This window comes from Salegentibacter salinarum (assembly GCF_900168115.1).
In the GTDB taxonomy this organism is placed as follows: domain Bacteria; phylum Bacteroidota; class Bacteroidia; order Flavobacteriales; family Flavobacteriaceae; genus Salegentibacter; species Salegentibacter salinarum.
This window is the reverse complement of sequence record NZ_FUZC01000004.1, coordinates 288535-306740: the sequence shown is the minus strand read 5'-3', so window position 1 is coordinate 306740 and position 18206 is coordinate 288535. Positions and strand designations below refer to the sequence as shown.

The window sequence follows — 18206 nt, the reverse complement described above, 5'->3', positions numbered from 1 at the left end:
GCTTACCAGTCTATAGGCTGTTTTCCTTTTTTTTTTAAATATGCATTTGCTTTGCTAAAGTGCTTATTTCCGAACCAGTAACCTCGATTTGCACTTAATGGAGATGGATGCCCACTTGTTAAAATAAGATGTTTTGAGGAGTCAATTTTGGCTCCTTTCTTTTTTGCATAACCGCCCCAAAGTAAGAAAACCACATTTTCTTTTTCAGCTGAAACAATTTCAATTATCCTATCGGTTAACCGTTCCCAACCTTTCTTTTGGTGTGAACCCGCCTGTTGCGCTCTAACCGTTAATGTAGCATTCAGCAATAAAACGCCCTGATCTGCCCAGCGTTCTAAATTTCCTGAATCCGGCACCGGTTTACCTAAATCATCTTTAATTTCCTTGAAAATATTCTGAAGTGATGGCGGCGCTGGAATACCATCATTTACCGAAAAACAGAGTCCGTTGGCCTGTCCCGGTCCGTGATAAGGATCCTGGCCTAAAATTACAACCTTTGTGTTGGGAAAAGTGGCGTGTTCAAATGCCGAAAAAATATCTTTGCCTTTGGGATAGCAGGTGTTTTCAGTATATTCATTTTTTACGAATTCTGCCAGGTTTTTAAAGTAATCCTTTTCAAATTCTTCAGCCAGTTCTTTTTTCCAGGTGGGGTGTATATCTACCTTCATTTTAATTGAGTAAATTTGCAGAACCTCAAAAGTAGGGAAATTTATTTATGATTAAAATTGCATCAAAAAGCCTTATAGACCTCGAATTCCCTGTAGTTTGCCAGCAAATTTCAGATTTGTGCATTACAGGACCGGGAAAAGAGAAAGCTTTAAACCTTCAACCTTATAAAACAGGAAAAAAGACAATTTTCGGACTTCATCAAACCAATGAATATGTGAGTTCTAAAACCCGGGAAAGTCGAATTCCAAATCACGGCTTCGATTCTATTAAAAATGAATTGCGCACGCTGGAAATTGAAGATTCTATCCTGGAAATTGGAAGTTTCAGAAAGATTTCTAGTCTTTCAGATACCGTAAATACACACATCAAATTTTTCAGAAAATTCGAAGAGTATTATCCGAGTTTATTTGAAACCACTGCTGAAGTAGAATACACTGACGAAATTACAGATAGTATTGGTGCGGTAATTAATAAGTTCGGCGAGCTAAAAGATGATGCCACGCCGCATTTACAACAAATTAGGCGATCAATTAACCAGGTGAAAGGTCAAATTAACTCCAGTTTTGCCAAAGCGCTGACCACTTATCATTCCTACGGATATTTAGATGAAATTCGCGAAAGTGTTGTAGAGAATGTTAGGGTTTTGGCGGTTACGGCAATGCACCGTCGTAAGGTTAAAGGCGGAATTTTAGGGAATTCAAAAACCGGAAGCATTGTTTATATTCAACCTGAAGCCACTTATCAATATACCCGAGAGCTCAATAATCTTGAATACGAAGAAAAAGAGGAAATAAAACGGATTTTAAAGGAACTCACCAATAAAATAAGGCCGTTTAAACCTCTTTTAATAGATTATCAGGATTTGCTTTGTGAAATAGATGTTATTGCGGCAAAAGCCAAATATGCCGAGATGACCAATGGTTTGCTACCAAAAATCACGAAAGAGCGTGAACTGCAATTAAAAGATGCTTATCACCCGCTACTCTATTTAAGCAATAAGAAAAAGGGCGATAAAACGTATCCGCAAAGTATTGAACTTGCCAAAGACAATAGGATTATAGTAATTTCCGGGCCTAATGCCGGCGGAAAAAGTATTACCTTAAAAACCGTTGGCTTACTACAATTAATGCTACAAAGCGGAATCTTGGTGCCGGTACACGAGTATAGTCGAATGTGTTTATTCGAAAAAATCCTTACCGATATTGGCGATAATCAGTCTATAGAAAATCATTTGAGTACGTATAGCTACCGACTTAAGAACATGAATTATTTTCTTCGTAAATGTGATGATAAAACACTCTTCCTTATCGATGAATTTGGAACCGGAAGTGATCCAGAATTAGGTGGCGCTTTAGCTGAAACGTTTCTCGAAGTTTTTTATGAAAAGGAATCTTTCGGGATTTTGACTACCCATTATGCGAATTTAAAGAAACTGGCCAACGAAATGCCGAATATGAGCAACGCCAATATGCTTTTTGATTCCAATAGCCTGGAGCCAATTTATAAACTTCAGGTTGGGGAAGCCGGGAGTTCGTTTACCTTTGAAGTAGCTCAGAAAAATGGCATTCCTTATAGCTTGATTAACCGTTCACGCAAAAAAGTTGAAAAAGGAAAAATCAGGTTTGACAGGAGTATTGCGAAACTCCAGCAGGAACGTTCCAAACTTCAAAAAACTACAGATTCCCTAAAAACCAAAGAGCAGAAAGCAGCGCTGGAAAAAGACAAACTGGAAGAAACAAATACCCGGATTCAGCAGAAGCTGGAAAGCTACCAGGAATTGTATGACAGCAACCAGCGACTCATTTATATGGGTCAAAAAGTGAATGAGCTAAGCGAAAAATATTTCCAGAATAAAAAGAAAAAAGAGCTTATTGGAGAATTCCTGAAGTTTGTAGAAATTGAAAACTCTAAGCGTAAAAAGGAATCGGCGAAGGAGCGGAAAATTCAGAAGGAAAAGGAGAAAAAAGTTCAGCAGGAAGTAAAGAAGAAGGTTGATGTAATTCGGAAAAAGAAAAAAGAAGAAAAAGAAAAAACTACTGAGAAAGAACGACAGGAAGCAAATAAACCTAAAATTCCTCCGAAAATTGGAGATCGTGTTAGATTACAGGACAGCCGCTCTGTAGGAACTTTGGATAAAATTGAAAAAGGAAAAGCAACCGTAAACTACGGAATGTTCACCACGCAGGTAGATGTGGATAAATTAGAATTGGTGCAGGCAATGAAAAAGAAATAATTATGGAACTTCCAAAAGATAACAAAATCGTCCTTTTTGATGGCGTTTGTAACCTATGCAATAACGCTGTGACTTTTATAATAGAGCACGACAAAAAAGATGTGTTTCGTTTTGCATCACTACAAAGTGAAATAGGTAAAAAACTGGTAGAAGAACGCGGTATGGATCCTAACGAACTGGATTCTATTGTGTTAATTGATCCCGGCGTTGCTTATTACCGAAAATCTACTGCAGCCCTGGAAATTTCCCGCGAGCTTTCCGGTGGTTATTCGTTACTTAAACATTTCAACTTTATTCCAGAAGGTTTACGAGATGGCATATATAATTTCGTTGCCAATAATCGCTATAAATGGTATGGGAAAAAAGAATCCTGTATGATCCCAACACCAGAATTAAAATCTAAGTTTTTAGATTAAGCTTTTTCTCTTTTCTCCAATTCAGATTCAGTATTATCAGAATCGGGGTCATAATGATCATCCCATTCCTTTACATTTGGCGGCCCCATTTTATCAACCGATTTAGCCACCATTAAAGAAACTGCAGCATCTCCTGTGACATTTACCATAGTCCGGCACATATCTAAAGGCCTGTCTACCGCAAAAATTAGCGCTAATCCTGCTTCCGGAATACCTGCCTGAGCTAATACAATTACCAGCATTACCATTCCCGCTCCGGGAACAGCAGCTGAACCTATAGAAGCTAAAGTCGCCGTGGCGATAATCCCTAATTGTGCTCCAACACTAAGATCCATTCCAAAGGCCTGGGCGATAAAAACGGCTGCAACTGCCTGATAAAGGCTTGTTCCGTCCATATTTATTGTAGCTCCAATTGGAAGGACAAAACTGGAAACTTCACGACTTACGCCCATATGCTCCTCTACCCTTTCCATGGTAACCGGTAAAGTAGCGGCACTGGAACTGGTTGAAAATGCTAATAATTGCGCGGGTGCAATTCCATTTACAAAGAAAGAAGGTTTGTTTTTAGTAGTAATCCATACTAAAAGAATATAAAATCCAATCATTAAGGCTAAACCAATTAAAACGGTTACCCCGTACATGGCGAGGGCTGCAAAAAGATCGGTACTGGGAGATTCTACGACTAGGGCTGCTAAAAGTGCAAATACCCCATACGGCGCTGCAAGCATAATTAAATCGATCATTTTCAGGATTACCTCGTTAAATCCGTCAAAGAAATCTTTAACCGGTTTAGCGGCTTTTTCGGGAATTAAAATCAAACCAATTCCGAAGAAAATAGCAAAGAAAATTACCTGAAGCATATTGGCATTATCACCCGCTGCTGCAAAAATATTTTCAGGTACAATATCTTCTAAAGCTTGTAATGGCCCTGATTCCCTTTGCTTATCGGCATTGGCTTTAATCCCGGAGGCATCACCTTCGTAACTCGTAATAAGATCTTGCTGGGTTTCTTCGGTAATTGCATTTCCCGGTTTAATGAGGTTAACCATTCCAAGACCAATGGTTACCGCAACAATGGTGGTGAAAATATAGATCCCGATGGTGCGCGCTCCCATTTTTGAAAGCTTGGAAATATCTTTAAGATCTGAAATTCCCTTTACCAAAGACGCCAGAATTAGCGGCACTGCAATAAGCTTCAGGGCATTGATAAAAATATTCCCAAAAGGTTTTATCCAATCGCCAATAAACTCTGCTCCCCAGCTAAAATTGGTAAGAATAAGGGCAAAAATCACCCCGGCAGCCATTCCAAGTAAAATCTGCCAGTGCAGTGCAAGTTTTTTCATGCTAAGTAAATTTCAGGATTTAAATAAATTAAATTTTTGAACTTTTATTCTGAAGAAAATAATCGGCGATTACTAATGCGGCCATTGCTTCAACAATAGGCACAGCGCGCGGTACCACACAGGGGTCGTGTCTTCCTTTACCCTGCATTTCAACATTTTCGCCCTTTTTATTTATAGTTTCCTGTTTTTGCATAATTGTAGCCACAGGTTTAAAAGCTACATTAAAATAAATATCCATTCCGTTAGAAATTCCGCCCTGGATACCACCGCTTAAATTAGTTTTAGTAGAGCCGTCTTCATTAAAAAGGTCGTTGTGTTCGCTACCTTTCATTTTGGTGCCTTCAAAGCCGCTGCCATATTCAAAACCTTTTACGGCATTAATTGAAAGCATAGCTTTTCCTAATTCGGCGTGAAGTTTATCGAAAACAGGTTCTCCCAATCCTTTCGGCATATTTCTGATCACACATTGCACGGTTCCACCAACGGTGTCCCCTTCTTTTCTAATTTGCTTAATGTAATCTTCCATTTTTTCTGCGGAAGCAGGATCTGGACAACGTACTGCATTAGTTTCAATTAAACTGAAGTCCAGTTCTTTGATATTTTTATCCAGCTCTATTTTTCCAACTGAAGCCGTATAGGCATTAAACTGAATATCCTTTAAAAATTGCTTCGCCACCGCCCCGGCCACTACCCTACAGGCAGTTTCCCGCGCAGAAGATCTTCCGCCGCCCCTGTAATCGCGTACGCCATACTTTTCATCATAAGTATAATCGGCGTGACTGGGACGATACGTGTCTTTTATATGCGAATAATCTTTAGATTTCTGGTTGGCATTTTTAATCACAAATCCAATCGGAGTTCCCGTAGTTTCTCCTTCAAAAATTCCGGAATAAAATTCAACGGTATCGGGTTCTTTTCTTTGGGTTACAATTGCAGACTGACCGGGTTTTCTGCGATTGAGTTCGTTTTGAATCTCTTCAAGGTTAAGTTGAATACCGGCCGGGCAACCGTCTATAATTCCTCCAATGGCCTGCCCGTGGGATTCTCCAAAAGTGGTGAGTTTAAAAAGTTTTCCGAAGGAATTTCCTGCCATTTTAGTGATTTTGAACAAATGTAATTTTTTCAGTCAATATTTGAAAATGTAAGTTGATTTAATATTCCGTTAACAAATGAAAGTGGATTTAATGATTTGGTAAATATTCAATAAAGCAGATTAAATGTTTAAAATTATTTGATTTATGTTCTTTGTAAAGAAAAGAAAATCAAGCACTTGTCAAGTAAAAGAAAGCCGGAAATAGTTGTAATTTCAGATGTCCACCTTGGTACTTTTGGTGCCCACGCCACTGAACTTATGGAATATTTGGAGAGTATTCAGCCTAAAAAACTGGTGCTGAACGGAGATTTTATTGATATCTGGCAGTTTAGGAAAAGTTATTTTCCCAAATCTCACCTGGAAGTTATTAAAAAGATCATCGATCTTAGTGCTAAGGGTACCGAGGTTATTTATATTACCGGGAACCACGATGAATTCTTACGAAAGTTTAGCGATACTCAAATTGGCGATTTGCGAATTACCGATAAGCTGGTTTTGGAACTGGATGGCAAAAAAGCCTGGTTTTTTCACGGTGATGTATTTGATGTTGGAATTCATAAAGCAAAATGGATCGCTAAACTTGGAGGTTGGGGTTATGATTTGTTGATTCTCATCAACCGCTTACTTAACCGGATCTTAGTGAAAATGGGCAAAAACAAGTATTCCCTTTCAAAAAAGATAAAGAACAGCGTAAAAAATGCCGGAAAATTCATTGCAGGATTTGAAAAAACCGTTTCAGATCTTGCAATAGAAAATGGCTATAAATATGTGGTATGCGGCCACATTCACCAACCCAAAATAATAAGGAAGACCAATAAAAAAGGTACCTGCCTTTATTTAAATTCGGGCGATTGGGTAGAAAACCTTAGCGTCCTGGAATATGAAGATAAAAAGTGGAATCTTACTTATTACCATCAGCTTCAAAAACAATCTGAAAAAAGTCTTCTTGCAGCAATTACAGTGATAAAATAGAGATTAGTCCGGCAATTCTTCAGCATAAAAACCTTTTTCAGCAAGTAAATTAATAATAGAATCCCGGCAAATTTCGTTGTTAAAAGATTCAATTCTTAAGATATTATCGCAATCCTCAAGATCAAAATTTGCTATATAATTGCTGAAATTTAAATGAATTGAATCAATAAATTCATCTGCCAGGTTTGTATCTGTAATATTGGTTTTAAATACTCTAACCATTTTTTCAATTTTCGGTTAAGGGTTTCCGGTTAAACTTATTTTAAGTTTCCAGTTAGTAGCAATCTCCTTAATAAGTTACAGGGTCTAAGGTTAATTTATAATTAATAAATAATTCAGGGTCTATCCGGGAATCCTTCTGAAGCTTTTATCTCTTCGATCTGCAGCGTATGTCTGGCGGTGTGGCCGGCGATAAATAATATAGATTGATAGGTGTCTACGGCACCAAAAGGGGAATCACTAATATGATTTCTAAAAGTTTCTACTGGGGTTGTCTCTATAAAATCCAGGATTAATTGCCGTTGTTCCTTAAAATCTGCAATAGCTATTTCAGGACTATTGTATTGTCCTTCGCCGGTTAATTCATCACTGGCCTGGGCTTTTTTACTTCTGTCTTTTATTCCTTCTATTAAATCTTCGTCTTTAAATTTAACATCCCCTTTTCTTTCCGGATTTTCGGGTTTATCCAGTTCGGTTTTAGCCATTTCATACAGCATTATTTCAGTTAGAATAATGTGTTCTATACATTGGCTAATAGACCATTCTTCTTCAGAAGGTTTAAAATGCATTTGTTCTTCTGAAAGTCCTGAGATTTCGTCTTCCAGCTGCTCAGTGGTTTCTTCAAAATAATTGAAAAGAAATTCTTTGTTATTTGTATTCTGCTGAGCTGTAAGCGGCAAACTTGCTATTAAAAACAAGGCAATGCCTAAAATTAAATTTTTCATAATTGAATTTGTTAATTGTTAGTTAGTGGTTAAGTTCTTCTGAAAAACCTGCAAAGTTTGCGAGATTGAAGATTTATGATTTATTTTTCTATTGGATAATTCAGCATCCATTTTATCCCGAATTTATCTGAAAAACTCGCGAAGAGATCACCCCAGAACATTTCTTCCAGGGGCATTTCAACCTCGCCATCTGCAGAAAGTTCTATGAAAAGTCGGCGGGTTTCTTCTTCGCTTGTGGGAGTTACCGAAATATAATTACTGCTACCAAAAACAGCTTTCTGGCCAAAGGCTTCAATACAATCTGATCCCATTAAAACGCTGTCACCAATGGGCAGGGATACATGCAGAATTTGATTTTCATATTCCTTCGGAATTTTATCAGCACCTTCTTCTTCCGGAGGCATATCTGTAAAACGCATTATATGAGAAAAATCACTTTTAAACACCGATTTGTAGAAGTTAAAAGCTTCTTCAGTATTGCCATTAAAATTTAAATAGGGATTTAGTGTTGCCATTGTTTTTGAATTTAATTGATTATAGTTTTTTATAATGATTCAAGTGAGTCCCTGAAACAAGGTCAGGGAAGATTTTTAATTCAGCTAATTTCATTTTAAATTTTCCACATACTTTTTGAAATTATTCAAAATCGCCTGCCAACCTTGCTGCTGTAATTCTCGGCTGTTTTGCTGTTCGGCCTCAAAGTTTTCTTCTATAAGAGTTGTGTTGTCCTTTTCTTTAAAATTAGCACTGACTTTCCTCCCGTCAGTAAGTTTATAGCTAAAAGATTTATTAGGTTTTACTTCATCATAAACACCTTCAAAATCGAAGCCCCTACTACCGTCTTTAGATTCCATACGGTAAGATAATTTTCCGCCTTTCTTTAAATCATTTTTAGCTGAAGTTGTATGCCAGTCCTCTGAAGCCGTATTCCAGTTCTCAATATGCTCCGGCGCGTTCCATACCTCCCAAACTTTTTCAATTGGTGCATTAACTTTTGCAGAAATTGTTATCGGGTTTTGCATCTGGCTATCGTTTTCAGCTATTTCTTTTAATTTCTCCAATGCATTTGGCCAGGTTTTTAAAAAATAATCTTTGTATTCATCTTCTAAATCCATATTTACCGTGAGATTGGTCTTTCCGTTTTTATCTTCCAACCGGTAATTTTCCATCACCCCGGCCCAGGATTTTACTTTTTCACTTTCATAATCTTCGTTGCCGTATTTATCAACCATCCCAATATGTTTAAAATTCATAATTTCGGGATCTTTACGTTTATCGATTAATGCAACCATACCTTCTCCATCGGCATTTAAGAAATATACTTTACTGCCTTCCTTTCAGTCAGATTCTGCACGGGAACCTTCGCTAAACGGCGCGGTCCATTTTGGGTAGGTATCATCGCTCCATAATACCTCCCACACTTTTTCTCGAGAAGCATTAATTGTGCTTATAAATTCTTTTCGTTCCATAACTATTTTTTTTGATTATGAATCAGATTAATCATTAATTAAGTAAAGCAATCTTTTCAAGATTTTATGTTTAAAAACCTTCCATGTAAAATACATTGAACTTATGACCGTCTGGATCTGAAAATACGAAACCATAATATCCATCTCCAAATTCTTGAGGTTTGGAAACAATTGTACCCCCTGCATTTTCAACCTCTATTTTCCACTGGTTTACTTCCTCAGGGCTGGAAGCGGCAAGGGTGAATAAAACTTCATTTCCCTTCTTTAAATTAGCTAATTCACCTTTTAATGCGGTTTTAAGCTTGCTTTCTATAAAAAAGTGAATTACAAAACTATTAACTCCCACAATGAAACTTGTAAGCTCTGTTGAGGGGCGGGAATTATTGGATTTAAAACCTAAGCTGGTATAAAAACTTGTTGTTCGCTCTAAATCCTTTACCGATAAATTTGACCATATTTGCTTTGTATTCATAAGCTTTCGATTTAAGTTATAGTATATTACTCAATAATTGAGAGTTAAATGCTCTAGGTAGTTTACTTCCCTTCAAAATCCTTCTTCAATTGCTGAATATCGAATTTCTTCATTTGCATAAAGGAAGCGATGGCGCGTTCTCTTTTTTCATTATCTGGATCCTGCAGCATTTTATTGAGTAATGTTGATGGTACCACCTGCCAGGACATGCCAAACTTATCTTTTAACCATCCGCATTGCTCTGCTTCAGGCACGGTAGAAAGCTTCAGCCAGTAATAGTCTATTTCTTCCTGGGTTTGGCAATCAATGATAAATGAAATCGCTTCACTAAACGGAAAATCGTTTTTTATCCCGCTATCCATTGCCATAAAAGTTTGCTCTTCCAGCTGAAACTGTGCGTGTTTAACCATTCCTAATGCGTACTCATTTTTATCTCCTTGGGTATATTTTAAAATGCCTTCAATCTGCGAATTTTTAAATACCGAATTATAAAATTTTATGGCATCTTCCGCCTGTCCATGGCTTCTACCGGTAAAAAAGAACAAAGGCACAATTTTTTCTTTTGTGCTTTGAGATTCTTCCAGCATTAATTGCCAGTTAACTCCAAATTTATCCTGAACCCAGCCATATTTTGGGCTCCATTCATAGTTATCTAAAGGCATTAGTACCTCTCCATTTTCCTTCAATTTAGCCCATAAATCTTCAATCTCTTTTTTAGTATGACAAAGCACGAAAAATGAGACTGAAGGATTTAATTGGAAATAATCACCGCCATTTAAGCCAACAAATTCATAATTTTCAATAGAAAATTCTACAGTCATCACGCTACCTGGCTTTTGTTTATGAATTTCCTGCCCGGCTTTCCCATAGCGGGAAATATTTTTTATTTCAACATTTCTGAAAGCCGATTTATAGAAATCTACCACTTCCTCTGCCGAATTTTTTTTATTATCGAACCATAGATGAGGTGTAATTTTTTGTGTTTTCATCTTAATACTCTTTAAAATTAAAAGTCATTCTGAACCTGTTTTAGAATCTGATAGCTTGCTTCAGTAGAACAGATCTGACACAGGTTCGGGAAGATCCTTAAACTACTTTCTACTTCATCGGAATTACATACGAAGTCATTTTCCTCACTTTCGCTTTTTTAAATCCGTTAAATTCATAGAGGTCGCAAAACCCGTATGCCTTTTCTTTACCATTTTTCTTCAACCTGAAAGTACCATTTGATGCAGCAGATTTTCCGTGAGTAATCACTTTGTCTAACTTCATCTCCAGCATTTCTACATCTTTCATTGCAGCCATTTCCTTTTCAATTTCTGCTTTACCGCGACTAGTGTTTCCACCAATCATTTCCCAAACAATATCGTCAGCCATACAATCTAGAATAAATGGAACATCTCCTTCTGCAAATGCTTCATTTAGCTCTTTGATAAAATTTTCTTTTTCTGTCAAAATCTTCTTTTTAGTGATAAAACCTGTGAGGTTTGTGAGTTAATTTATTCCTCTAAAATCGAAAGAATATTTCCAGCCGGGTCTTTAAACCAGGCTATAATTGGTCCTTTTGCATCGCTTCTGCATATTCCCTTTTCGTCGGTAGCTATTTCTCCTTCATATTGTTCAAACTGAACTCCTTTTTTAACCAGTTGATCTACAGTTTTATCAATATTTTCTACCGGAATATTTAATACGGTGAAAACAGCCGGTTGGTGATCTGGTTTTGGATAGATAATAATATTATTATGATCAGGGATTTCTAATTCAATATGTCCCATAGGATTATTCTTCACCGAAAATTCTAGGATCTCTCTATAAAACTCCTCTGCCTTATCTAAATCGTTTACCGAAAAGCCACTAAAAACTGATGAATATTTAAACATTTTACATTAATTTATTGGTTATCATAAAATTAAAGGGTTTCTAGTAAAAACATCTGGGGGAAATACGCCAATTTTTGGGGGAGTTTGCGACAAAATTTAATAATCTTGAATTGTATTTTTTCTTTGTAAACTATTTGAATGAGAATAATGGCTACCAACCTCCCTATAATTGAGGACCAGATCAAATAGCTAAATTATTATCTTAGCCATATGAGTTTTGATACCCTTAAGCGATTTGACCGTATTGTGGCAATTCTTATTCAGCTGCAATCTAAGCGCATTGTAAAAGCCCAGGAGTTGGCAGATCGTTTTGAGGTTAGTTTACGCACCATCTATCGCGATATTCGAACCCTGGAAGCTTCAGGTGTACCTATTTACAGTGAGGCCGGTGTAGGGTATTCTATTGTGGACGGCTACCGATTGCCACCGGTAATGTTCACGTCAAAAGAAGCGCAAAGTTTTGTAGCTGCCGAAAAGTTGATGCAAAAGTTCACCGATAAAACACTTGGTAGTCATTATGAATCTGCGATGTTTAAATTGAAATCGGTGTTGCGCGGTTCAGAAAAAGATATGGTTTCGGCTATAGAGTCCAAGGTATTTATTAATCCTTCCGAAGAACTTTTTAACGAAAATGTACCTGATGCTTTAGAGATTTTATTTGAGAGTATTGCAGAAAAACACCAGGTTTTTCTCCTTTATCATTCGCAGGATTCTGAAATCCCAACAGAACGAAAAATTGAGCCCGTTGGAATTTTTCATGAAAACCGCCATTGGTATGTTACGGGTTTTTGTCATTTACGAAAAGATTACCGCCTATTTCGCACCGATAGAATTCAGAAGATTACTCGTACTGAAACTCTTTTTCAGCAGGAACATCCGCCCTTAGATCATTTCTTAAAAAATCATACATCCACTCACAATACTAAAATTCGGATTTTAGTAGCCAAAGAAGTTGTGAAATATATAAAATCAGAGAGAAACTATTATGGGTTTATTTCTGAAAAAATTTGCGGTAATCAGGTAGAAATGACTTTTATGTCACGAGATCTGGAAGATGGATTTCCGCGTTGGTATTTAATGTTTGGCGACTATGCAAAAATTTTGGAACCCGAAGGTTTAAAAATCCGGGTAAAAGAAATTTTAAAGAATACAGAAAAAGGAATTGAATAGAAATTAAGTGAAGTTAAAATGGAAAATAAAAAATACATAGCCTTCCTACGCGGAATAAATGTTGGAGGGCATAAAAAAGTGCCGATGGCAGACCTTAAAAAAATGATGACGAGTTTCGGTCTTGAAAACGTAAAAACCTTGCTTAATTCCGGAAATGTAGTTTTTTCTGCACCTGCAACTACTGAAAAAAAATTAGAGGAAAAAATGAGTGTAGCTTTAGAAAAAACTTTTGGATTTCCGGTGCCTGTTCTTATACGCACGTCAACAGATTTTCAAGAACTTTTAAAAAGCAATCCTTTTAAAAAGATTGAAGTACATAAAGATCTTCGATTATATATTACTTTTCTAAAAAACAGAATAGAAAATTCTCCTATTAAAACGCCGTGGAGTTCGGAAGATAAATCGTTCCAAATTTTAAATTTTACAGGAGTAGAAATTATAAGCGTTTTAAATGTTTCTGAAAAGAGAACCATCGAGGCTATGAAATTATTGGAAAATACATTTGGGAAAGACCTTACCACACGCAACTGGAATACCGTTTTAAAAATTGGAAAACTATTGTAAAAAATCGGCAGGAACTTTTAGCTCCTGCCGATTGTTATAACAACTCTTCGCATTCAAAACCGCTTTGGTGTAGTGTTTTTAGAATTTTTTCTGCCCGTATTTGATTCGCTTCAAAACGCAAAATACGATCACAATCTTCCAGGTCAAAATTCCAGCATTCTCCTTGCTGGATCAATTTATCTAACTTCGGTTGTAACTGGCTAGCTTGCAGTTCATTTTTAACCGAGGTTTTAAAAACCAATACATCCATTACCTATCCCAAAAGAAAGGAGGATCAATTCCTAAAGCACGCAAATACACAAAAGCCTGCGCGCGATGATGTATTTCATTGTCGATAAAATAGAAGATGTTCTCCCAAACTTTCCCTTCATATTGGCCGAAAGATTTTATGGTTTCCTGAAAACGCTCCTGTTCAATTTGTAGCCAGTATTTTTCAATTTCCACCGTAGCTTTATCCCAGGCTTCAAGTAGATTGGCTTTTTTATTTTGATGATCAAAATTCTCTTGTAACTCGGCCGGGTTTCCGGTAGCAATTTCCTTAATTCCCGGTGCGGCAATTCCCAGAAGTTCCTGAATTAATTCAGCAAAACTGCGCATGCCACCAATAGAATAAGTGAAAAGTTGCTCCTCCGGAAAAATTTCAATAGTCCTTCTGGTTAACTTACGATGGCCTTTTAAATGCGTCAGTAATTCTTCAGCATTAATTACCTGCACTTCTTTTTTTACATTTGTTGTTTCCATAATTATAGTTTTAAAAGATTAATTAATTTCTTCATTTTGATATTCTAGGCTAAAGCCATTCTATTACCGTATTTCCTATACATCCGGTGTGTTCTAAAAAATTCATACGCCTGTTTTTTAATTACTTGTCAAAATTAAAGAGGCAATGTGACAAGGGTTTGTCAGCAGGGTTTTAATATTTGTTTAATCCTTAAAACAAATTTTTTAGATTTTATAGTAACTTTAAGCTCCTGAATTTCAATTGAAAAAAATTTCAGATGAAAAAGCATATTTCCATACTAATTCCCCGGGGCCATACGAGTTTGGTGAATATCGTTGGAGCACACCAGATTTTCAATCAGGTGAACGGATTTTTAGAACAGCGAGGTAAGAAACCCTTGTTTGAAGTTGAACTGGTAGGTGTGTCTAATCCTACTGAGCAAACCAACGGACTTTTTTCGGTTAAACCCGAAAAAATGATTGATGAGATTGCTAAAACCGATCTTATAATTATTCCCGCCATTCACGATGAACCGGAAGTTGCTTTGGAAAGAAATAAGGATTTTATACCGTGGTTGAAGAAACACTATGAAAAAGGAACTGAAATTGCCAGTTTATGCGTGGCTGCGTTTTTCCTGGCAGAAACCGGACTTTTAGACGGGAAACAATGCTCAACCCACTGGATTCACGCTGAAAACTTTAAATCACGCTATCCTGAAGCCCACCTGGTAGCCGATAAAATTCTTACTGAAGATTCGGGTATTTATACCAGTGGAGGAGCCTATTCTTACCTTAATTTACTTTTATATTTAGTCGAAAAATATGCGGGAAGGGAAATGGCTATTCTCACTTCTAAAGCTTTTATGATAGATATGGATAAAGCTGAACAATCGGCCTTTCGGATTTTTGAAGGTCAGAAAAGTCATGAAGATTCAACCGTGAAAAAAGTTCAGGAATATATTGAAGCCCATTTTCCCCAAAAAATTAATGTAGACGATTTGGCCAGGAAATTCGCCCTAAGCCGCCGCAGCCTGGAACGCCGATTTAAAAAAGCAACCGATAATACGATAAGCCAATACACGCAACGCGTAAAAGTGGAAGCCGCCAAGCGCAGCCTGGAAACTTCCCGCGAAAATGTGGGTGAAGTAATGTTTGAAGTCGGTTATTCTGATGAAAAAGCCTTTCGAAATACTTTCAAAAAAATAACCGGGATTTCCCCGGTTCAATATCGAAATAAATACAATCGCGCCAGGGCGAGCACTTAAATTACACTAAGGCTTCCCTTAAAATGCTCACCGGATGCAGTGCGTTGCGTTTTGTGCCATCCAAAATCTGGTGGCGACAACTTGTACCATTTGCAGAAATAAGCGTTTCCTCTGTTGCTTTTCTAACTGCAGGGAACAAAGTTTGCTCGCCGATATTCATACTTACTTCATAATGTTCTTTTTCATAACCAAAAGAGCCGGCCATCCCACAGCAACCAGAGGGAATTATACTTACTTTAAAATTCTTCGGAAGATTGAGTACATCAAAAGTCACCGCAGTATTTGAAAGTGCTTTCTGATGACAATGCCCGTGAATTTTAATGTTCTTTTCTTCTGAAGTAAATTGTTCCGGGCTTATATTACCAAGGGCGATTTCCTTTTTCAGAAATTCTTCTATTATGAATGAATTCTTTGCCAGGTTTTCAGCATCTGTTTTATCATTGGCTAAGCGTAAATATTCATCTCTGAAAGTTAAAATAGCCGATGGTTCCAAGCCGATTAAAGGGGTTTCGTCAGAAATTAAATCTTTAAAAGTATTGATGTTTTTATTAGCAAAAACCTTTGCTTCTTCCAGAAAACCTTTTGAAATATGGCTTCTACCGCTTTCTTCGTGTTTTACAAATTCTATTCGGTAATTGAGATAATGCAATAACTCTAGCGCATCAATTCCTATTTCTGAATCCAGAAAATTGGTGAATTCATCATTAAAAAAGTAAACGGTTTTAATAGGATTCTCAAGTTGAAAACGCTTTTTATTCTTTTTATAGTAATTAGCAAGCGTTCGTTTTGCCAAAATTGGTAAACTCCTTTCGGGTGCAACACCCATCATCTTTTTGGCTATACTGGAAGTCAAGGAATTTTTAAAGAAAAAATTCGCAATTCCCGGGGTTTTTGAAGCCAGGCTATTCATTTTGCCATTATTGGCAAAAGCTTTGCTCCTTAAACTTTTTCCGTGCTCTTTTTGATATTGATACTGGAACTCCGCTTTTAAAGCAGCTACATCAACGCTGGAAGGGCATTCACTTTTACAACCTTTACAACTTATACAAAGATCAAAGGCTTCCTTTATTTCTTCGTGGTCAAATCGGTTGCTTTTATCTGAATTGGTTAAAAACTCGCGAAGTGTATTTGCCCTCGCCCGAGTAGTATCTTTTTCATCTTTTGTGGCGCGATAACTTGGGCACATAGTACCACCGGCTTCCGCCGATTTTCTACAATCACCGCTCCCATTACATTTTTCGGCAAGTTTTAGAATTCCTTCAGATTCTGAGAAATCCATTAAAGTTGAAATCTCAGGTTCCTTTCTATCTGCCTTGTATCGCAGTGAGGTATCCATTGGTGCAGTATCTGTGATTTTGCCTGGATTAAAGATATTATCAGGATCAAAAGTGTACTTAATATCCCTGAGAATTTGATAATTTTTAGGACCAATCATCATTTCAATAAATTCTGCCCTTACCCTACCATCCCCGTGCTCACCACTTAAAGAACCGTTGTATTGCTTTACCAGTTTGGCAACATCAGTTGTAATACTTCTAAAAAGTTTTACATCTTCAGATTTCTTTAAATTTAAGATTGGCCTTAAATGAATTTCTCCGGCGCCGGCATGCGCGTAATACACAGCATCCTGGCCGTAATTTTTCATTATTTCGGCAAATTCAGCAATATAATTGGCCAGATATGGAATCGCAACCGCGGTGTCTTCTATACAAGCCACGGCTTTTTTGTCGCCAATAATATTTCCCAAAAGTCCGAGTCCGGCCTTTCTCAGCTCCATTGCTAGCTCTATTTGATCACCCATTAAAACCGGAAAAGCATAACTTAAATTGGATGCTTTTAGTGTTTCTAGCACACGTTGACTTTGTTCCTGGACTTCTTCAGCGGTATTTGCCCTTATTTCCAGCATTAAAATCGCCTTGGGATCGCCTTCAATAAAAAATCGGTTTTCTTTGTATTTCAGGTTTTGTTTAGTGCAATCCAGGATGGTTTTATCCATCATTTCGCAGGTGTAGAGCGAATGTTTCATCACCGGCACCACGGCTTGCATACAGCTTTCAATACTATCAAAATGCGCTGCGATCATCGCCGCTTCAGGCGGCTGCAAATCGTCCAACTTCAGGGTAATCTCGGTGGTAAATGCCAATGTACCTTCACTTCCACACAACAACTTGCAAAGGTTTAAGGGCTCGGTAGAATCTTCAGAAAAAACTTCAGCATAGAGCAATTCATCTATCGCATAACCGGTATTTCTTCGGTGTAAACTTTTAGGCGGATATTTTTCAATCAGCTCTTCTTTATTTTCTTCAGAAGATAGGTGTTTATTGATATTTCGATAAATTTCCCCTTCCAGGTTTTGGAGTTTTAATTTTTCCTGAAATTCTTCTGCGGTAATATCTTTAAACTCAGCCTCACTCCCATCGCTAAGAATTGTTTTTAAAGAAACCAGTTTTTCGCGGGTTGTGCCGTATTTAATAGAAGTAGTTCCGCTGGAATTATTCCCCACCATTCCGCCAATCATACAACGATTGGAAGTTGAAGTATTTGGACCAAAAAATAAACCGGATTCATTTAAAACCCGGTTAAGGTCGTCACGGATCACACCGGGTTGCAAGGTCACGGTTTTCGCTTCCTGATCTATTTTTATGATTTTTGTAAAATGCTTTGATACATCTACCACGATGCCATCTCCTACACACTGGCCGGCGAGCGAGGTTCCTGCCGTTCTTGGAATTAAAGAAGTTTTATTTGTTTTTGCAAATTTAATAAGCTTCTTTAAATCTTTTTCACTTTTTGGATAACAGACTGCCAAAGGCATTTCGCGATAAACGGAGGCATCTGTTGCAAAGATTGATCGCCATAATTTATCGTCATATAACTGGCCGTCAATTTGCTGGGATAGTTGGTTAAGTTTTTCTTTCATAATTATGGGTTAAAAATAGAAAATTTCCCCTAAAGCGCTTAACAGATTTTTAAACAATATTAACAATAGATTGGCT

20 protein-coding genes are annotated in these 18206 nt (G+C 37.2%); 6 read left to right on the top strand and 14 right to left on the bottom strand.

Translation table 11 applies throughout. The features are described from left to right. Positions 1-2: 2 nt before the first annotated feature. The gene (locus B5X53_RS07310) at positions 3-668 is read right to left on the bottom strand and encodes a uracil-DNA glycosylase (RefSeq protein ID WP_079712575.1); all 666 of its coding nucleotides are present in this window, start codon (positions 666-668) and stop codon (positions 3-5) included. Between the two features lie 47 nt (positions 669-715). Between B5X53_RS07310 and B5X53_RS07305 the strand changes: the two genes are divergently transcribed. Both B5X53_RS07305 and B5X53_RS07300 read left to right on the top strand, forming a co-directional pair. Further along, on the top strand, positions 716-2902 hold the full coding sequence (locus B5X53_RS07305; protein ID WP_079712574.1) for an endonuclease MutS2: 2187 nt from the start codon (positions 716-718) through the stop codon (positions 2900-2902). 2 nt (positions 2903-2904) lie between these two features. Next, complete coding sequence (locus B5X53_RS07300; protein ID WP_079712573.1) at positions 2905-3318, top strand: thiol-disulfide oxidoreductase DCC family protein; 414 nt, start codon at positions 2905-2907, stop codon at positions 3316-3318. Here the strand turns inward: B5X53_RS07300 and B5X53_RS07295 are convergent. Continuing rightward, positions 3315-4661 carry a dicarboxylate/amino acid:cation symporter gene (locus B5X53_RS07295; RefSeq protein WP_079712572.1) on the bottom strand — a complete coding sequence of 449 codons (1347 nt, stop codon included), beginning with the start codon at positions 4659-4661 and terminating at the stop codon, positions 3315-3317. The genes B5X53_RS07300 and B5X53_RS07295 overlap by 4 nt on opposite strands. Before the next feature lie 28 nt (positions 4662-4689). Then, complete coding sequence (gene aroC / locus B5X53_RS07290; protein WP_079712571.1) at positions 4690-5754, bottom strand: chorismate synthase; 1065 nt, start codon at positions 5752-5754, stop codon at positions 4690-4692. 177 nt (positions 5755-5931) lie between these two features. On the opposite strand from aroC, the gene B5X53_RS07285 reads away from it, so the two are divergent. Further along, positions 5932-6726, top strand: coding sequence for a UDP-2,3-diacylglucosamine diphosphatase (locus B5X53_RS07285; RefSeq protein ID WP_079712570.1), 795 nt, complete (start codon positions 5932-5934; stop codon positions 6724-6726). A 3-nt stretch (positions 6727-6729) separates the two neighbouring features. On the opposite strand, the gene B5X53_RS07280 is transcribed toward B5X53_RS07285, so the two are convergent. The 9 genes from B5X53_RS07280 to B5X53_RS07240 all read right to left on the bottom strand — a co-directional run bounded on the left by B5X53_RS07280 (position 6730) and on the right by B5X53_RS07240 (position 11491). Then, positions 6730-6948, bottom strand: a complete 219-nt coding sequence (locus B5X53_RS07280; protein WP_079712569.1) for a hypothetical protein — start codon at positions 6946-6948, stop codon at positions 6730-6732. Between the two features lie 113 nt (positions 6949-7061). Further along, positions 7062-7670, bottom strand: coding sequence for a DinB family protein (locus B5X53_RS07275; RefSeq protein ID WP_079712568.1), 609 nt, complete (start codon positions 7668-7670; stop codon positions 7062-7064). A gap of 80 nt (positions 7671-7750) precedes the next feature. Continuing rightward, a complete protein-coding gene (locus B5X53_RS07270; protein WP_079712567.1) occupies positions 7751-8185 on the bottom strand; it encodes a VOC family protein in 435 nt (144 codons plus the stop codon). Between the two features lie 90 nt (positions 8186-8275). After that, positions 8276-8962: an SRPBCC family protein gene (locus tag B5X53_RS19510; RefSeq protein ID WP_317042314.1), complete on the bottom strand. Its 687-nt coding sequence runs from the start codon at positions 8960-8962 to the stop codon at positions 8276-8278. 45 nt (positions 8963-9007) lie between these two features. Next, complete coding sequence (locus B5X53_RS19460) at positions 9008-9139, bottom strand: hypothetical protein (RefSeq protein WP_262507272.1); 132 nt, start codon at positions 9137-9139, stop codon at positions 9008-9010. 70 nt (positions 9140-9209) lie between these two features. Then, the gene (locus tag B5X53_RS07255; protein WP_079712566.1) at positions 9210-9611 is read right to left on the bottom strand and encodes a VOC family protein; all 402 of its coding nucleotides are present in this window, start codon (positions 9609-9611) and stop codon (positions 9210-9212) included. A 62-nt stretch (positions 9612-9673) separates the two neighbouring features. Beyond that, on the bottom strand, positions 9674-10600 hold the full coding sequence (locus B5X53_RS07250; protein ID WP_079712565.1) for a VOC family protein: 927 nt from the start codon (positions 10598-10600) through the stop codon (positions 9674-9676). A 109-nt stretch (positions 10601-10709) separates the two neighbouring features. Further along, a complete protein-coding gene (locus B5X53_RS07245) occupies positions 10710-11066 on the bottom strand; it encodes a nuclear transport factor 2 family protein (RefSeq protein WP_157822126.1) in 357 nt (118 codons plus the stop codon). 44 nt (positions 11067-11110) lie between these two features. Further along, complete coding sequence (locus tag B5X53_RS07240; protein WP_079712563.1) at positions 11111-11491, bottom strand: VOC family protein; 381 nt, start codon at positions 11489-11491, stop codon at positions 11111-11113. 210 nt (positions 11492-11701) lie between these two features. Between B5X53_RS07240 and B5X53_RS07235 the strand changes: the two genes are divergently transcribed. Then, the gene (locus B5X53_RS07235) at positions 11702-12661 is read left to right on the top strand and encodes a helix-turn-helix transcriptional regulator (RefSeq protein ID WP_079712562.1); all 960 of its coding nucleotides are present in this window, start codon (positions 11702-11704) and stop codon (positions 12659-12661) included. 18 nt (positions 12662-12679) lie between these two features. Further along, a complete protein-coding gene (locus B5X53_RS07230; protein ID WP_079712561.1) occupies positions 12680-13225 on the top strand; it encodes a DUF1697 domain-containing protein in 546 nt (181 codons plus the stop codon). Positions 13226-13474: 249 nt separating this feature from the next. Here B5X53_RS07230 and B5X53_RS07220 read toward each other — a convergent pair whose 3' ends face one another. Continuing rightward, a complete protein-coding gene (locus tag B5X53_RS07220; RefSeq protein ID WP_079712559.1) occupies positions 13475-13966 on the bottom strand; it encodes a DinB family protein in 492 nt (163 codons plus the stop codon). A gap of 257 nt (positions 13967-14223) precedes the next feature. Between B5X53_RS07220 and B5X53_RS07215 the strand changes: the two genes are divergently transcribed. Next, entirely contained in the window at positions 14224-15210 is a 987-nt protein-coding gene (locus tag B5X53_RS07215) for a GlxA family transcriptional regulator (RefSeq protein WP_079712558.1), read from the top strand. 1 nt (position 15211) lies between these two features. On the opposite strand, the gene B5X53_RS07210 is transcribed toward B5X53_RS07215, so the two are convergent. Next, a complete protein-coding gene (locus B5X53_RS07210; RefSeq protein WP_079712557.1) occupies positions 15212-18130 on the bottom strand; it encodes an FAD-binding and (Fe-S)-binding domain-containing protein in 2919 nt (972 codons plus the stop codon). Between the last annotated feature and the right edge of the window lie 76 nt (positions 18131-18206).

Coding starts and splice junctions, on each gene's coding strand:
- B5X53_RS07310 (WP_079712575.1), bottom strand. CDS start 668: ATGAAGGTAGATATACACCCCACCTGGAAAAAAGAACTGGCTGAAGAA.
- B5X53_RS07305 (WP_079712574.1), top strand. CDS start 716: ATGATTAAAATTGCATCAAAAAGCCTTATAGACCTCGAATTCCCTGTA.
- B5X53_RS07300 (WP_079712573.1), top strand. CDS start 2,905: ATGGAACTTCCAAAAGATAACAAAATCGTCCTTTTTGATGGCGTTTGT.
- B5X53_RS07295 (WP_079712572.1), bottom strand. CDS start 4,661: ATGAAAAAACTTGCACTGCACTGGCAGATTTTACTTGGAATGGCTGCC.
- aroC (WP_079712571.1), bottom strand. CDS start 5,754: ATGGCAGGAAATTCCTTCGGAAAACTTTTTAAACTCACCACTTTTGGA.
- B5X53_RS07280 (WP_079712569.1), bottom strand. CDS start 6,948: ATGGTTAGAGTATTTAAAACCAATATTACAGATACAAACCTGGCAGAT.
- B5X53_RS07275 (WP_079712568.1), bottom strand. CDS start 7,670: ATGAAAAATTTAATTTTAGGCATTGCCTTGTTTTTAATAGCAAGTTTG.
- B5X53_RS07270 (WP_079712567.1), bottom strand. CDS start 8,185: ATGGCAACACTAAATCCCTATTTAAATTTTAATGGCAATACTGAAGAA.
- B5X53_RS19510 (WP_317042314.1), bottom strand. CDS start 8,962: ATGGTTGCATTAATCGATAAACGTAAAGATCCCGAAATTATGAATTTT.
- B5X53_RS19460 (WP_262507272.1), bottom strand. CDS start 9,139: ATGGAACGAAAAGAATTTATAAGCACAATTAATGCTTCTCGAGAAAAA.
- B5X53_RS07255 (WP_079712566.1), bottom strand. CDS start 9,611: ATGAATACAAAGCAAATATGGTCAAATTTATCGGTAAAGGATTTAGAG.
- B5X53_RS07250 (WP_079712565.1), bottom strand. CDS start 10,600: ATGAAAACACAAAAAATTACACCTCATCTATGGTTCGATAATAAAAAA.
- B5X53_RS07240 (WP_079712563.1), bottom strand. CDS start 11,491: ATGTTTAAATATTCATCAGTTTTTAGTGGCTTTTCGGTAAACGATTTA.
- B5X53_RS07235 (WP_079712562.1), top strand. CDS start 11,702: ATGAGTTTTGATACCCTTAAGCGATTTGACCGTATTGTGGCAATTCTT.
- B5X53_RS07230 (WP_079712561.1), top strand. CDS start 12,680: ATGGAAAATAAAAAATACATAGCCTTCCTACGCGGAATAAATGTTGGA.
- B5X53_RS07220 (WP_079712559.1), bottom strand. CDS start 13,966: ATGGAAACAACAAATGTAAAAAAAGAAGTGCAGGTAATTAATGCTGAA.
- B5X53_RS07215 (WP_079712558.1), top strand. CDS start 14,224: ATGAAAAAGCATATTTCCATACTAATTCCCCGGGGCCATACGAGTTTG.
- B5X53_RS07210 (WP_079712557.1), bottom strand. CDS start 18,130: ATGAAAGAAAAACTTAACCAACTATCCCAGCAAATTGACGGCCAGTTA.